Origin of the sequence: Bartonella sp. CM31XJBT, assembly GCF_028618555.1 — a bacterium.
In the GTDB taxonomy this organism is placed as follows: Bacteria; Pseudomonadota; Alphaproteobacteria; order Rhizobiales; family Rhizobiaceae; genus Bartonella.
The window spans coordinates 78,657-94,378 of sequence record NZ_JAQITD010000006.1 but is presented as its reverse complement, the minus strand read 5'-3'; the positions used below and the strand labels follow the sequence as shown (position 1 = coordinate 94,378).

At 36.0% G+C, this 15,722-nt stretch carries 9 protein-coding genes; 4 read left to right on the top strand and 5 right to left on the bottom strand.

The genetic code is table 11. The features are described 5' to 3' along the window. Positions 1 to 369 precede the first annotated feature (369 nt). Positions 370 to 1,590, top strand: a complete 1,221-nt coding sequence (locus PVV63_RS04315) for an MFS transporter (RefSeq protein ID WP_273790812.1) — start codon at positions 370 to 372, stop codon at positions 1,588 to 1,590. 873 nt (positions 1,591 to 2,463) lie between these two features. Here the strand turns inward: PVV63_RS04315 and carA are convergent. Beyond that, entirely contained in the window at positions 2,464 to 3,660 is a 1,197-nt protein-coding gene (carA, locus tag PVV63_RS04310) for a glutamine-hydrolyzing carbamoyl-phosphate synthase small subunit (RefSeq protein WP_273790811.1), read from the bottom strand. A 258-nt stretch (positions 3,661 to 3,918) separates the two neighbouring features. Here carA and PVV63_RS04305 point away from each other — a divergent pair, with 258 nt between their 5' ends. Further along, complete coding sequence (locus PVV63_RS04305; protein ID WP_273790810.1) at positions 3,919 to 4,371, top strand: GatB/YqeY domain-containing protein; 453 nt, start codon at positions 3,919 to 3,921, stop codon at positions 4,369 to 4,371. Between the two features lie 677 nt (positions 4,372 to 5,048). Here PVV63_RS04305 and ubiC read toward each other — a convergent pair. The 4 genes from ubiC to PVV63_RS04285 all read right to left on the bottom strand — a co-directional run bounded on the left by ubiC (position 5,049) and on the right by PVV63_RS04285 (position 10,740). Beyond that, positions 5,049 to 5,555 (bottom strand): chorismate lyase, encoded by a 507-nt coding sequence (ubiC, locus tag PVV63_RS04300; RefSeq protein ID WP_273790809.1) that lies wholly within the window; start codon positions 5,553 to 5,555, stop codon positions 5,049 to 5,051. A 1,096-nt stretch (positions 5,556 to 6,651) separates the two neighbouring features. Next, on the bottom strand, positions 6,652 to 6,903 hold the full coding sequence (locus tag PVV63_RS04295) for a GlsB/YeaQ/YmgE family stress response membrane protein (protein ID WP_273790808.1): 252 nt from the start codon (positions 6,901 to 6,903) through the stop codon (positions 6,652 to 6,654). An 857-nt stretch (positions 6,904 to 7,760) separates the two neighbouring features. Then, positions 7,761 to 9,452 carry a Na/Pi cotransporter family protein gene (locus tag PVV63_RS04290; RefSeq protein WP_273790807.1) on the bottom strand — a complete coding sequence of 564 codons (1,692 nt, stop codon included), beginning with the start codon at positions 9,450 to 9,452 and terminating at the stop codon, positions 7,761 to 7,763. Between the two features lie 70 nt (positions 9,453 to 9,522). Continuing rightward, complete coding sequence (locus PVV63_RS04285) at positions 9,523 to 10,740, bottom strand: mechanosensitive ion channel family protein (RefSeq protein ID WP_273790806.1); 1,218 nt, start codon at positions 10,738 to 10,740, stop codon at positions 9,523 to 9,525. A 133-nt stretch (positions 10,741 to 10,873) separates the two neighbouring features. Here PVV63_RS04285 and dnaG point away from each other — a divergent pair, with 133 nt between their 5' ends. Further along, complete coding sequence (gene dnaG / locus PVV63_RS04280) at positions 10,874 to 12,811, top strand: DNA primase (protein WP_273790805.1); 1,938 nt, start codon at positions 10,874 to 10,876, stop codon at positions 12,809 to 12,811. A 390-nt stretch (positions 12,812 to 13,201) separates the two neighbouring features. Beyond that, a complete protein-coding gene (gene rpoD / locus PVV63_RS04275) occupies positions 13,202 to 15,217 on the top strand; it encodes an RNA polymerase sigma factor RpoD (RefSeq protein WP_273790804.1) in 2,016 nt (671 codons plus the stop codon). The last annotated feature ends 505 nt before the right edge of the window (positions 15,218 to 15,722 follow it).

The window sequence follows — 15,722 nt, the reverse complement described above, 5'->3', positions numbered from 1 at the left end:
ATCCAATGGAATTGAGATTCCTGAAAACGGTGGGATGAGAGGGGAAAATGATGTCTGATAAAATTCATCGTAATGTCTCTAAAACTATTGGAAATACTCTGTGTTTCATGAAATTTTGTTCATGAGTTTGTCGCACAAATATTTTGTTCGTATAATGCAAAAAAAATTTTTATTCTTTGACAATGAGATAGCAACTAAAGATACACCAATTAAAACGTAATTTTACAGTTTTATCTTGACTCTTACTTAAATTTTTACTTTGTTATTATTTCATATGTGAAAAGTATACGGTATAGAATACTTTTAAAAGGAAAAGGGAGTTAAAAGATAGCGGGGGAGTCATTGTATGCGTAAAATAGTGTGTATGTTATGCAAGACCAAATGCTCAATCCGAAATTTGTTCAGCGTGGGCTCATTTTAGTGTTCATCACTTTATTGTTAGATATTCTTTGTATTGCGATCATTTGTCCTGTTTTGCCTGAATATTTTTCTCAATTAACTGGAAAAGAGGTTAGTACATCTTTTGTAGAAAGAGGAAAATTACTTGCAGCTTATTCAGTGATGCAGTTTTTGTTTGCTCCTGTTATTGGCAATCTCTCTGATCGTTATGGTCGTCGTCCTATTTTGCTTCTCTCTATTATCTGCTTTGCTCTTGATAATCTCATATGTGCTATAGCATGGAGCTATTCTATGTTATTTATCGGGCGTCTTTTGTCAGGGATAAGTGGCGCTAGTTTTGCAACTTGTACAGCTTATCTTGCGGATATATCTGATGATAAAACCCGTACACGCAATTTTGGTCTGTTAGGCATTGCATCCGCATTGGGGTTTATTTTAGGATCGTTTATTGGTGGTTTTTTAGGTCAGTTTGGTCCGCGTATTCCGTTTTATTTTGCTGTTGGTTTTTCACTCATTAATTTTATTTTTTCTTGGGTTATGCTTCCAGAAACCCTTTCTTTATGGAATAGGCGCTTTTTTGATATTAAGCGGGCAAATCCCTTAGGTGCTTTTTGGCACCTGAAACAATATCCGATGGTTCTTTGGGTGTTATTGGTCTTTTTTCTTTATTGGTTTGCGGAATCTGTATGGTTAAGCATTTGGGCGTTCATTGCAAAAGAACGCTATGATTGGAGTTCTTTTTCTATTGGACTCTCCTATAGTGTTTTTGGGATAGGCCAATTTATTGTAGTCGCTCTCTTTTTGCCTTATTTTTCTAAACGATGGAGTGATTGGCATATTGTTATAGTGGGGCTTTTGTTTGCCTCCGTTGCTATGCTGGGCTATACATTCGCGACGCAGGGGTGGATGGTTTATATGGTTTGTATGTGTACAATGCTTGAATATCTTGTTCATGCACCTATACGTGCGATTGCTTCAGCGCAGGTACCGACAAATGTACAAGGAGAACTGCAAGGAGCGATGACATCTGTTATTTCATTAAGTTTAACATTTGGTTCTGTTTTTTATGTGTTTCTTTTTGAATGTTTTACAGATAAAAATGCACTGTTTTATTTTTCAGGTGCTCCTTTTGTTGGAGGCTTTTTTCTTCTTGTCGTTGCGACAGTTATTTTTGCCTTGCGGGTACGTTAATTTGTTGAGAGAGGCCGGTACGTACTATTTTGCTAGAAGAATGCACAAGATAAACAAAATGTATCATTTTATAGGCAGAAAGTTTTTTGTGATATTTGTTTAACAAAGTGTTATATAAAATATCGATATATCCTTCTCATTTAGTGCAAATAATTTTTTTTATTTTGTGATATTGTTTGTATAGGGGACTCCGTATTTTTTCTATTGCTTGCAAATTAATATCCAGTGCTAATGCAGCAGCATATTGAAAACAAAAGATTAAAACGTATCTGCGTTAGATGTATCAGTATTGTATGAACAATTCCAAATTTTATATGGCAAATTGGAAGTAAATATTGCTTATATTTGTTGGCATAACTTCTGGAATCGAAAGAAAACCTCATTTTGGAAGAATATAAAGTTGTAAAATTGAAAAGATGTTTTCTGTTTTGCTATTACTTTTTTATTCGGCTTTACAGTTTTCAAAACCATCTACGGCAATATCTTTTAAAAAGTAGAGATTTGTTGCATTGTTTCACACTTTAATTTTTTTTTATTCTTTAGGAGGAGTTATGCTTCTCATGCAAAATAGAATGCTTAAAATTGTATTGTGAATCAAATGCTTATTTGAAGTTTAGACACTTTACTCTTTTTAAAAATAGTTTTTATCGATACACTTACCTTGCTTGGGGGGAGAAGCCAATGATTTTGATGGATACGACCTTAAGAGAAGAGGAAGGAGAAAAATTTAAGTTATTCAGTGCGCTCTTTTTAGTTTCAGAATGATAAATAATAATACAACTTCAATAAGTTGTAGGTATAAAAATAATATAATTGTACGTAGGAAGATGATATAATTTAAAGGAGAGAAGTTAAAAGGTGAGGCTTTTTATTTTAAGATATTTTTTTATAATTCATAATGAGATCACAAAAATGCTGAAAGAGGTAGTGGCTATCTTGTGGTCCAGGAGAAGCTTCGGGGTGATATTGAACAGAAAAAACAGGTTTTCCAATGATTCGAATACCACAGTTTGAACCATCAAAGAGAGAAATATGTGTTTCTTGAACATGTTGTGGTAAAGAGGAAGAATCTACGGTAAAACCGTGATTCATCGATACAATCTCAACTTTTCCAGTGTTAAGGTCTTTAACTGGGTGGTTGGCACCATGATGTCCTTGGTGCATTTTCACGGTTTTTGCACCAACCGTAAGAGCGAGAAGTTGATGACCAAGACATATTCCAAAAATTGGCAAATTATGATCAATTAATGTTTTAATCGTTGGAATGGCATATTGAGCTGTAGCTGCGGGGTCTCCTGGTCCATTAGAAAGAAAAACGCCATCAGGGTTCATTGCCAGAATTTCTTTTGCAGTTGTGTGGGCAGGCACAACAGTAATGCGGGCTTTTTGTGTTGCCATAAGGCGAAGAATATTGCGCTTAATACCGTAGTCAATTGCAATGATATGAAGATTGTGCACATTGTTTGTACCGTATCCTTTATTCCAACTCCATGGTTTTTCATTCCATTGCATTGATGATTGAGATGTCACGTCTTTCGTAAGGTCAAGATTGACGAGACCGTGCCATTTTTGCGCACGTTTCTTTAAAGAAGGAATATCAAAGTTTCCATTAGCATCATGTGCAATGACAGCATTTTGTGCACCTTTTTCACGAATAAGAATTGTGAGTGCACGTGTATCAATACCACAAAGTGCAATAATTTTACGCGTTTTAAGCCATTGATGAAGATTTTCATTGGATCGATAATTTGAGGGATGTGTAATATCTGCTTTGAAAATAGCGCCAACAGCACCATGACAATTGAGAGGAGAGAGATCTTCAATATCTTCGCTATTTGCCCCTACATTTCCTATATGAGGAAAAGTAAAATTAACGATTTGTTGTGTGTATGATGGGTCGGTGAGGATTTCTTCATAGCCTGTGATGGCGGTGTTAAAACACACTTCAGCTTCAGCGATACCTGTAGCACCTGCTCCTTTGCCTTCAATAACGGTTCCATCTGCTAAGACTAAGAGGGCTGTCGGTTTTTTGATACTCCAAGGGTGGCTGGGTGAAGTTGCTTGTATCATAGTATGTATCCACAATTTATTCTCTGAAAGGTATAATGACCAACTTTACACAAAAATCATACCTTTAACAGATGCTGTGTATATTATTCTGGTAACGTTTCGCTTGAAATAGGCAGTATAAGTACATTCCATGAAGAGGTAAAGTCTTGTTTTAGCTTTTCGAAGATCGAGTCCTTAATTATTTTTTTATCTTCCATTGCAAGATGGATAAAGATTGGTTAAAAGGCATATTCTTCTTGAACAAAATTGGATAAATTTATGTTGCGTAACCAGATTGATGGGGCTCTTAGGGCTGCTTTGAAAGTGCAAGATAGTGCGCGTCTTGCTACACTTCGTTTAATGAATGCTGCAGTTAGGGATCGTGATATTCTTTATTATGATGAGGGGAAGCTAGAAGTGGATGATCAGCAGATACAGTCTGTTTTCACTAAAATGCTTCAACAGCGTGAAGAATTGATGCGAGCCTATAAAGAGTCTGGTTGCTTGGAATTGGCAGAGAGAGGACAAGCAGAAATAGAAGTTATTCGTGAATTTCTTCCCTATCAACTTAAGGAGATGGAAGTAGAACAGGTTCTTTGTGAAGCTTTGGCACAAACAAAGGCTGAAAAATTACGCGATATAGGTAAGGTGATGGCATGGCTTAAGGAACGGTATGCGGGGCAAATGAATTTTTCTAAAGTGTGCAATAGTCTTCGTAAAAAATTGCAATAGATCTTGTTAATTCAATGGGATGGGAAAATATTTTTTATTGTGCGTCACCTTTATAAATCAGTAGGATGTTGATAAATATCATTTATTTTTTATATACATACTATTATCAAAAAAATATTTTTTTGAAATCAACGAAGTTTTTTTGGCTCTTATAGAGCAATAAACATTCTTTTATGTATTATATTTTTCTGTTCTTCAAAGCTGTTAGATCATTAAAAAACAAAAAGGTTATAGAGTTTTTACTTTTTAAAAAAGATCTATTATTTGCACTGTTAAAAATTTTAAAACAGGATGATTAAGTTAATTGATACAGATTTCCAATTTTGGGGAGTGTATTATTGTCTTTTTTGCTGTTTCAAAGCATTTGTTTGATAAAGAGTTACCATATTTAGAGTAGTGATTATTCGGTAAGAAATTTAAATATAGATGGTTTTATCAATATGGCGTGTATCTTTTTAATTCAAGTGCTGGTTTTAATGATAAGAAAATCAGAATTTTAGAACGTTTTTTCTAGGGAAGAGATTTTTTAAGCTGAGTTTATGAAATAAAAGGATATTTTGAAAAGAAATCTTTGTTTTTAATGTGTTCTTGAGATAATTTTGAAATTCTTTTCTCTGATTAAATCCCTTATAAGCTATATAAAATCTATAAATTATGCAGAATAAAATGAGTAACCTCTATTTGTGGGGATACAGTGGTGAATCTGTTAAAAATAGTTCAGTTAGCAACAATGGCTTACCCGTTAACCGCAAACGGGAACGGCGTGCCCATAGTGCACCTTGTTGACCAATATGAATGTAATCGCGGGTTAATTTGTCATTGTTAAATAAATAATGTCCTAGAGGTACAGTTCCCAAATGCATCAAGGCTTGATTGTGTAGGAGGGTTTCTTGTGGAATTACAGTGCGTCCAAGGAGCCAAGGTTTATTATCTCCCATTAATATGATTTCGCGTAGCCAATAACGCGCACTTTCGGGGAGATGCTCTGCTTCTTCTGTTAATTTATCTCGCGTAATAAAACATTCGCGTTGTGGTTGAACTTGGAGGCAGGTACAATATTTCTTTAATCGAAGCGTCATCGAGCCCGATTCCATGAGCCAATCGCGAACGTTTTCTGGTATTGGAGGATTTTGATCAGAGAACCACTTTAGAGGCGGTAAGATGGAATCTTCAAGATCAGACATCGTTTTACTCCACAGCTAAAGTCTTATTCCATATGTTATGTTGGGTTAAATAGATAGCTCTATTGTAATACAAGGAGTATAAAAGCAGCAAGATTTTAACAGGAAGATATCAAAGGGAAAGTCGATTGCAAAGGTCTTTAAAAGAAGATATGCGGGAAGTATATATTATAGGATTATTTTCATTAAAAAAGCAAAATAAGGTATTATGTTTTATCCAAGGCGCTTTCACAATGCGTTACGGAAATTTCTTTATCGCATGAGAGCAATGGGAAAAATGTTTCGTACTTTAAAATTCGTTTGTAACGCATATAAAGAAGAGCTAAAAATTCATCTATGCAAGATGATATAAAGAGGAAGTTTTAAGAGGAACAAAATTTTATTTTATACTTTAGAAAGTGAAGAGATATTCAAATCTTTTGAATTGAGATGTAAAGGGGATCGTATTCTTTATAATCAAGAAGTTTATATTAATGCATATATTTTTGAAAAATTTAAAATATATTATATTATTAAAATTGTTAAAAATTACTTCACATAACATAATGTGTATTAATTCTATAATAAAGTTACATTAATATTATTTCATATTTATTTTATATACTATTTTCTTTCATAGATTAGAAAAAATTCTTTATCATTTTGTTCTTACCGTCTCTCTTTATTTCTTAAGATGCAAAAAAGCTCTTCGAGTTTTCTTGGTAAAAAGGGTATTGTTGATAGAGTGTATAGGTATTAGCATTATACGGTAGAATTTTTAATCATCGTTAGTGATTTTTGTAACCTTATGAATTGTTATTACAGTGAGATATGCTGGATTTGCGCACGTGGTACAAAAATCAGTTCGTATTTCGTTAAAATAACGCAACATATCTCTCCTGATATGCGTAAGTTTATATAGGTATGAAATGGTGCGTTATAAAGTTCTTTACTGCATTTCGTTTTATAATACGGTGATGGTGTATGCCTAAAATCGCAGCTTAAGCATCTCACCATCATATCAAAATTGGTAACAACAAGTTACAAGGAAATATTTCAAACTCTGCTAGTTGTTTCCTAGTTTTGTATTGAATCCCAAAAGGTGTAAAAAATAAATACTCTATGATCGAATTTTTTGTCCTATCCATATAAGAATACAGGCTCCTATAAAACCTGAAATAAGATAGCCAAGCCAACCAGCAAAACTTACACCTAAAAGACTAAAAAGAAAGCTTGCTAGCGCAGCGCCAATAATCCCTAAGATAATATTTAACAATATTCCTGTTTGGCTTTTCATAATATACTGTGCAGCCCAACCTGCAATCCCGCCAATGACAATAGCTGCAATCCAGCCGATGTTTGCATTTTCCATGATACCCTCCTTTGCCTGAATTTAAATTGTAACTAGAGTAAACTTTGTAAAAATCAAGGTTTATTCCTTTTTTACCCAGTGGAAAGGATATTTCTTTTAGAGATTTTACTTATTACTTTCCTTTATATTAAAATAATATTCACATTTATATCATAATAATACTTAATAAGTATAAATATATAATACATTTTAATTTATAAACAAATTAATTAATTGAGAAATACGAATAAAATAAGAAAATATTAGTGAAAATGTTTTAAGAACTCATAAAGTGTATTTATAAGCTTTTTTAAGCTCTCTCTTAAATTGAAAAAAACAACTGTGATTAAAGCAATAAGTAAAATGGATATTTAAAAGTTTGGAGCTTGCCAATTGATATCAATGATGTTTGAAATTAAAACTGCTGTGTTGACACGTTATAGCGTGGCTGTATAGGTTTAACCTCTACAAATCTTGATATAAATATTGCATTTTTGTGGGGTTTTGCATTCCTTATAGAGCATTTCTGTTTTGCTGCTACTGTGAAGCGATCCCCTTTTTACAAGGCGAGTTTAGGTTGGAACTATCATACTCTTGACCTACTCTTTATGTGTTTAACAGTCTTGGCTTTGAGATGGTTAGGCATTTTTATGTCTTTCTTCAAGAGTTCTATTCTACATGCTGCTTTGTTTGTAATGTGCAAGCAAATGACTTTGAGCAATTCATCATGAATAGATTTTAAATGAAAGAAATTTACGATGAAGAAAGCTCATTTAAATTGTCAAATAATAAGATGTTTTGATTAAATCAATATCTTGACCATATTCAAAATTGAATAATCGATGTGATGTGTGTTTTATTTAAGTTATTTGAAAAGTTTAAGTTTTTTCTGTTTGTTCTTCAGCAGGGGTGCGTAGACGAGAACTTTGAAGAAGTCCCTGTTCTTCTAAAATGGGGTAGATCATTGAGGTCAAAAGAGAGTTGATTTGTTTGAGGTCGCGCACAGTGTCGAGATGAAGACTGGATGATTCTACATTTTTGAGATCCCCTTCACGCAGACGTTTAAAATGTTTTAAACTCATCTCTTTTTCTAAGTTTCGTAGTTGATCTTTTTTTTGTACCAATAGGTGTGCAGTATGTGTATCACGTGAGACGAGAACGTTAAATGCTATATGCGCGTTGGCTAGTACAATGGCGTGGAAACGAAGGAGATCACTCCAGCCCTCGCTGCTGAACTGTAAACCTTTTTGTTGTTTCTTTTTAACCAGCATCAGCATATTATGAATAATGATATCGCCTGCTTGGTCTAATTTTATACAGGCGCCTAGAAGTTCTTGCGTTTGAAGAGCTTCTTCGTCAGATAATTTTTGTCCCGCTAATCGTGCAAGATAAAGTTTGATGGCGATATGTTTTTTGTCCAATATGGTGTTGAGTTGGTTGAGTTCACGAATAATATTGGGGTCAGGATTTTCATAAAGTCCCATGATTTTTTCTAGCATGATGTCTACAAGATCACAAATATGAATGACTTCACGCATGACATTTGAGAGAGCGAGAGTTGGGCGTTCAAGAACACTGTCATCAAGAGCTGTTTGATCGGATAAATTGAGCGTTTTGTTAGCTTGCATTTTTTTTGCACTTATATTCACGATCTGAGTGGTTAATTTTAAAACCCATTTTGAAAGTGGTATTCCAGCAAGGAGAATGAAAACATTAAAAATGATATGGGCGTTGATCACTTGAGTAGGGGCGTTATTGCCAAGCCATGTGATGGGAGGGTGAAAGGAGAGAAATAAGATAAGTATAAGGATTGAACCGGCCCCACGCATGAGTAAATTTCCTAAGGGAACGAGGCGGGTATTAGGAGAGGCGTTGCGCGTTAAAAGTGGTGCTATAAGAGAAGAGCCAAAGTTAACACCAAGAACCATGACAACACAGAGTTGCGTATGAATAAGATCGTAATTGGCAAAATTGACCAGCAAAATGATTCCTGCGATGGATGAATGTAAGAGGTAGGTTAAGCCAGCAGCCAACAAAAAAGAGGAAACAGGATCGGTTGAAAGATAACGAATGATGCTAGGCAAAATTTCGCTTTCACGTAAAGGTTCTGTCGCTGTACTTATCATCTCTAAAGATAAAATCAAAAGACCAATACCGATGATAATACGTCCTATTTGACGCCATTCACGTTTTTCTGTTGTCATGAAGATACAAGTGCCAATTAAAAGACACAAGGGCACAACAAGAGTGAGGTCATAGGTGAGAATTTTTACAACGATTGCTGACCCTAATTCTCCTCCACGTACAGCCATAAGTCCTGCTACTCCAGAGACAAAACCAGATTCAACGAAAGAACCAACGAGGAGCGTTATTGCTGTAGAGCTTTGTAAAATCATTGCTGTAAAAAGTCCAAAACTTACAGCAAACAATGGTTTTGAAATGACGTGGCACATTTTATATTTAAGTCTGTCACCATAGGCGCGTTCAATTCCTGTGCGCACCATGCGTGTGGCCCAGAGAAGTAAAGAAATAGCGCCGGCAAGATGAAGGAGTACCAATGAACCATTCATGATACTTTATTCTTTCTTTGTTGTTGTGAATGTGGTTACTTCAAAATTAATAAATTGAAGTTTATTGTTTTTATTTCACTTTTGCTTTTAATACTTGATTAAAATCATAACCGCTTGGATTTTGAAAAACCTTTAGACCAAAACAGGGCAGAATAGAATAAAGGTGATCAAAAATATCGCCTTGAATTTGTTCATAGTCTATCCAAACGGTGGTGTTCGTAAAGCAATAGATTTCTAAGGGTAAACCATTTTCTGTAGGAGGTAATTGTCTTGCCATATAGGTCATATTAGGGTTGATATTTAGATGTTGTTGTAGATAAGCAAAAACATAAGCACGAAAAGTTCCAATGTTGGTTAAACGGCGCGTATTGGCTAAGACATCATGATTTTTATCTAATTGAGCATTCCATTGATCAATTTCTGCTACTTTTTGCGTGAAATAATTTTCTAATAAATTAAATCGAGAAAGATATTTTTGTTCTTCTTCTGTGAGAAAATGGATACTTGATTGATCAATAAAAAGGGAGCGTTTGATGCGTCTGCCACCTGATTCTTGCATGCCACGCCAATTTTTAAAAGGGTCGGTCACAAGTTTACGGATAGGAACTGAGGTGATGGTGTTGTCGAAATTTTGAACTTTAACAGTATGCAAGGCAATTTCAATAACATCACCATCGGCACCGAGATTGGGGATTTCAATCCAATCTCCAACGCGAACCATATCAGTGGATGAAATTTGAATACCGGCAACGAGAGAAAGGAGCGTATCTTGAAAAATTAACATGAGAACCGCGGCCATTGCACCAAGACCGGAGAAGAGAATAAGAGGGGAGCGGTCAATCAATGTAGCAACCATTAAAATTGTTGCAACAGCAAAAAGTGCAATTTTAGCAATTTGAATATAACCTTTTATTGGTTTTAGTCGTGCTGTTGGTCGTTGTTCGTAAAGGATGTTAATGACATTGAGACAGGAAGAAATTGTCAGAACAACAAAAAAGATAATGAAGGCGTTGGCAACATTACCGATGACAGTGCTAAATGCATCGGGCAATGTTGGAATAAAATTAACACCAATTGAAAGAATAAAAGCTGAAGTGATATTTGCCATGTATTGAATAGCATTATTAATATCGATCGTTGTATTTTTGGGGAGAAAAGAAGAGAGTTTTTTTGCTCCGTGAATAAGTAATTTTCGTCCTAGAAAGTTCACTAAAAGGGCAGCTATAGTAAGAATAACAAGCCAAGAAATAGCCTCTAACCACGGATATTGAGCAATAAATTCGATCACTTTTATTCTCCATTTCTAAAAATATATGCAGTTGAGGGTTTAAAATTTTACAACTGCTTAAGAGGAAGTATTGGAATTATGCTCTAAAGTCGTTAAATATGCAAAAAAGAAATTTCAAACTCTGTGAGAGATAATGCGTTTTCCGCCCGATTTCCTTAATGAACTGCGTACGAGACTCCCAATTTCAACAGTGATTGGGCAACGGGTGGATTTTGATCCTCGAAAAAGTAAGCCTTCACGGGGAGACTTTTGGTGTTGCTGTCCATTTCATGGTGAGAAAACGCCAAGTTTTCATTGTGATGATCATAAAGGGCGCTATTATTGTTTTGGTTGTGGTGTAAGTGGAGATATTTTTACCTTTTTGTGTGAGCTTGATGGACTGCACTTTTCAGAAAGTGTAGAGCGTTTGGCTGATTTTGCGGGAATGAAACTCCCTATTTTGGATTCACAAAGTCATAAACGTCAACTGGAAAAAGCTGACCTTTATGATGTGATGAAAATTGCTACAGATTTTTTCCAATATAATTTACGCGATAAAGAAGGTACGCAAGCACGTCGTTATCTGGATGCACGTGGTGTTACACCAGAGCTTGTAGAGCGTTTCCGCATTGGTTTTGCACCGGTAAGGCGTACAGCTTTGAAAGAAGCTTTGAGTGCACTGGGCATTTCAATAAAGCAAATGGAAGAATGTGGGCTTCTCTCAGTGCATGAGGAGAGCGCGGATTCTTATGACCGATTTAGAAATCGCATTATGTTTCCTATCGAAGATTTGCGTGGACGTGTGGTGGCTTTTGGAGGGCGTGCATTAGAGAAAGAGACACGAGCAAAATATCTCAATAGCCCTGAAACAGTGCTGTTTCATAAAGGAAATATACTTTATAACGCGGCAGCAGCTCGCAAAAATAGTCGCTTTGTTGGCGATGAAAAAATTCATTCACTCCTTGTTGTTGAGGGGTATATGGATGTCATTGCATTGACTAAAGCTGGTTTTGAAGGAGTTGTAGCGCCCTTAGGGACAGCATTAACGGAAGCGCAAATTGAGCTTTTATGGCAGATGGGGAAGGAGCCTATTTTGTGTTTTGATGGTGATGATGCTGGTTTAAAAGCTGCTTTTCGTGTTGCTGATCGTGTGTTGCCTCTTTTAAAGGCTGGGGTTTGTGTACGCTTTGTTTTGTTGCCACAAGGGAAAGATCCTGATGAAATTGTTTGTGCTGGTGGAGCACAGCTTTTTTCTTCTTTTTTGCAAAAGGCAATTCCTTTGAGTGAGCTTTTATGGTGGCGAGCTACCTATGGAAAGCATTTTGAAATTCCAGAGACACGAGCAGCGCTAGAAAAACAACTGAAACAACAAATTTTTACGATTAAGGATGAAGATGTCCGTCGTTATTATTTGCAAGATGTAAAAAAACGCCTTTTTGATTTTTTTCGTCCCTCTTTTTCGAAAAAAAAGGGGGGAGGGCGATATGATCAATCTTCACCAAATAGGACCTTTAAAGATCAAACCTTTTCTCTGTTAGCAAATTCTGAAATAGTACGAAATTCTTCGCAATCTATGCCTTTGCGTGAAGCAGTGATTTTACTCACTTTAGCTTACTATCCTGAGTTGTGGTATGAAAATTTTGAAATTCTTTCTGAGTTAGAATTAAAAAATACTCAATTGATAACTCTTCATCAAGCTATGTTGGAAATTCTTGGGGACCAACAGCTTCATGATAAAGAGACGATGGTTGCATTCTTAGAGAAAAGAGAACAAAAAGCTCTGTTAGAGCGTATGAAACATCTTGTGCAAAATATTGGTATGCGTATTATCCTTGGTGGAGCCCCTATAGAAGATGCACGTGCTATATTAAAACAAGCTGTCTACTTGCATCTTCAAGAACACCACCTACATAAGAGATTACAGGATATTGAAGAGCAACTTGTAGAAAATCCTAAGAGTGAGGTTTTTGATCTGCTTCGTGAGGTAAAAAATGAGCTGGAGCAGATGCAGGCAACAGAAGCGTTAATTGAAGGGTTTGGAAGTTGGTTGGATGAAAAAATAGACGGGAATACACAAGATACGATAAAATGATTCGCTTTTTTAATGCGAATCAGTCACTTAAATTTTAGATGAGGAACTTTATGTGGAGTGACATTTTTATAAAGATGACAATTAAATTTTAGAAAAAGCGGGTAAATTTTAGGAAAAGCGGGAAATTGGTTCTTACGATAGGGTACAGAGATTATCTCAGAAGGGCTGAGAGGTGTCGGGGAAACTTCTGGAGTTTTCCCGCGTTTTTGTCTGGATGTCGAGTTTGTCTGGATGTCAGGGCATATACAAAATGTATTCTTTCCAATAGTAATCTCTTAAAAGGAAGTATATATGAGTAACTATTGGTAGATTTTAGTGAGAACAAACAAACTGGTCACATGGAAACTATGGTTACATGGAAACTGTGAAGTGATCGAGTGGAGTTATGGTATGGCAACAAAGGTTAAACAGAAAGATAATGCAGAAGTAACAAGCCAAGCGAGTTTGGATAGTCCTCTTCTTGATTTTTCTGATGATGCCATCAAGAAAATGATTAAGCTTGCCAAAAAAAATGGTTACGTAACAATGGATGAACTCAATGCAGTTCTTCCTTCTGACGAGGTTACATCCGAACAAATTGAAGATATCTTGGCGATGTTCTCTGAGATGGGGGTTAATGTTGTGGATGATGAGGATGAAGTTGAGTCTGAAAATTATGAAGAAGAAGTTACGGTAGAGGGTGGTGATTTAGTAGAAGCCTCTAGCCACGCAATTGCAACGACAACGAATAAACGCGAAGTAACAGATCGTACGGATGATCCGGTGCGTATGTATTTGCGTGAGATGGGAGCTGTTGAGCTTCTTTCGCGGGAAGGCGAAATTGCCATTGCTAAGCGTATTGAAGCAGGGCGTGAGACAATGATTGCGGGACTTTGTGAGAGTCCTTTGACTTTTCAGGCTCTTATTATCTGGCGTGATGAGTTAAAAGAGCAGCGTATTCTTCTTCGTGAAATTATTGATCTTGAAACGACTTATGCTGGTCCAGAAGCAAAGCAGGCTCCTATTATTGAGCGAAGTGAAGTTGATAAGACGGTAGAAGAAAAAATGTCTTCTGGTATACGTAATATGGGGGAGAGCGCAGGAGAGAGAAATATTGAAGACGATGATGAAGAAGACGATGACGATGTTAACTTATCGCTTGCTGCAATGGAAAATGAGCTTTGTCCTCAAGTTATGGAAACATTGGATTTTATTGCTCAAACCTATGTGAAATTACGAAAATTACAAGATCAGCATGTTGAAAGCAGTTTGGCAGAGCGTAAAGAGGGGGCCCTTACTTCTTCTCAGAAGAAGAAATATATTCAATTAAAGGGTGAGTTGATTCAAGCAGTAAAATCTCTTTCTTTAAACCAAAATCGTATTGAAGCTTTGGTTGAACAGCTTTATGACATCAATAAGAGATTGATTCATAATGAAGGTAAGCTGAAACGGATTGCCAATAGCTATGGCATTGGCCATGAGGACTTTTTAAAAGAATACCAAGGGCGTGAATTGGACGCAGATTGGATGAATTATATTGCTGCTTTGCCTACACCTGGTTGGAAAGAGTTTTCGGTGCGTGAAGCAAAAGAAATCCAAAAACTGCGAAGTGAGATACAAAATCTTGCGCAAGAAACGGCTATTTCGATTGGTGAATTTCGTCGGATTGTTATGCAGGTGCAGAAAGGTGAACGCGAATCAACTATTGCGAAAAAAGAGATGGTAGAATCTAATTTGCGTCTTGTTATTTCAATTGCAAAAAAATACACTAATCGTGGTTTGCAGTTTCTTGATCTTATTCAAGAAGGCAATATCGGTTTGATGAAGGCTGTGGATAAGTTTGAATATCGGCGCGGCTACAAGTTTTCAACTTATGCAACATGGTGGATTCGTCAGGCTATTACACGTTCAATTGCTGATCAGGCACGTACAATTCGTATCCCTGTTCATATGATTGAAACAATTAATAAAATCGTTCGTACCTCGCGTCAGATTCTCCATGAAATTGGACGAGAACCAACACCAGAAGAATTATCTAGCAAGCTTTCTATGCCGTTAGAAAAAGTACGAAAAGTTCTTAAAATTGCAAAAGAACCTATTTCTCTCGAAACGCCTGTTGGTGATGAAGATGATTCCCATTTGGGTGATTTTATTGAGGATAGGAATGCGTTATTACCAATTGATGCAGCTATCCAAGCTAATCTGCGAGATACGACAACACGCGTTCTTGCTTCATTAACACCGCGGGAAGAACGTGTTTTGCGGATGCGTTTTGGAATAGGGATGAATACAGATCACACGTTGGAAGAAGTAGGACAACAATTTTCAGTTACAAGAGAGCGTATTCGTCAGATTGAAGCAAAGGCACTTCGTAAATTGAAACATCCTAGCCGTTCACGAAAATTGCGCAGTTTTCTCGATTCTTAAATAAAGGAATTCTTGTGCATTTTAATAACTTCCTCTTTCTTCTTAATGAAGGGGGGGAGGTGCGTCATGTTGTACTTGGATACTTTCTTGAGAAAAACATGGGAAGAATTTGAATAATCTAGAAAGTTTGCGATGTTTAATGTTTTTCTTAGCTTTGGGGCTTTATACTTCTCTGTCTCAAAAGAATAGATATAGGGCAAAGGGTGTTTATGGAGTAGAGAGTAGGGGGGCTTTCAAGAAATGAACGATAAAAACATTACCTTGCGTATAGCGCAGCTCGTTTTTTAAGAAATGGGATCTATTAGGAATAAACTTATATTGCAACATACGGACTTTTTGATGAAAAATGTGTATTCTTTTGCGGGATTTTTCTATCATTTTAGGTGACGCATTTTATTCTTTGTCAGTTTATAAAGAGATTTTTCAATAGGTTATGTTCATTTATATGCGCTATTTTTGAATATTCTCTTTTTATTCAGATAGATTTTAAGAACATGGTTTAAAG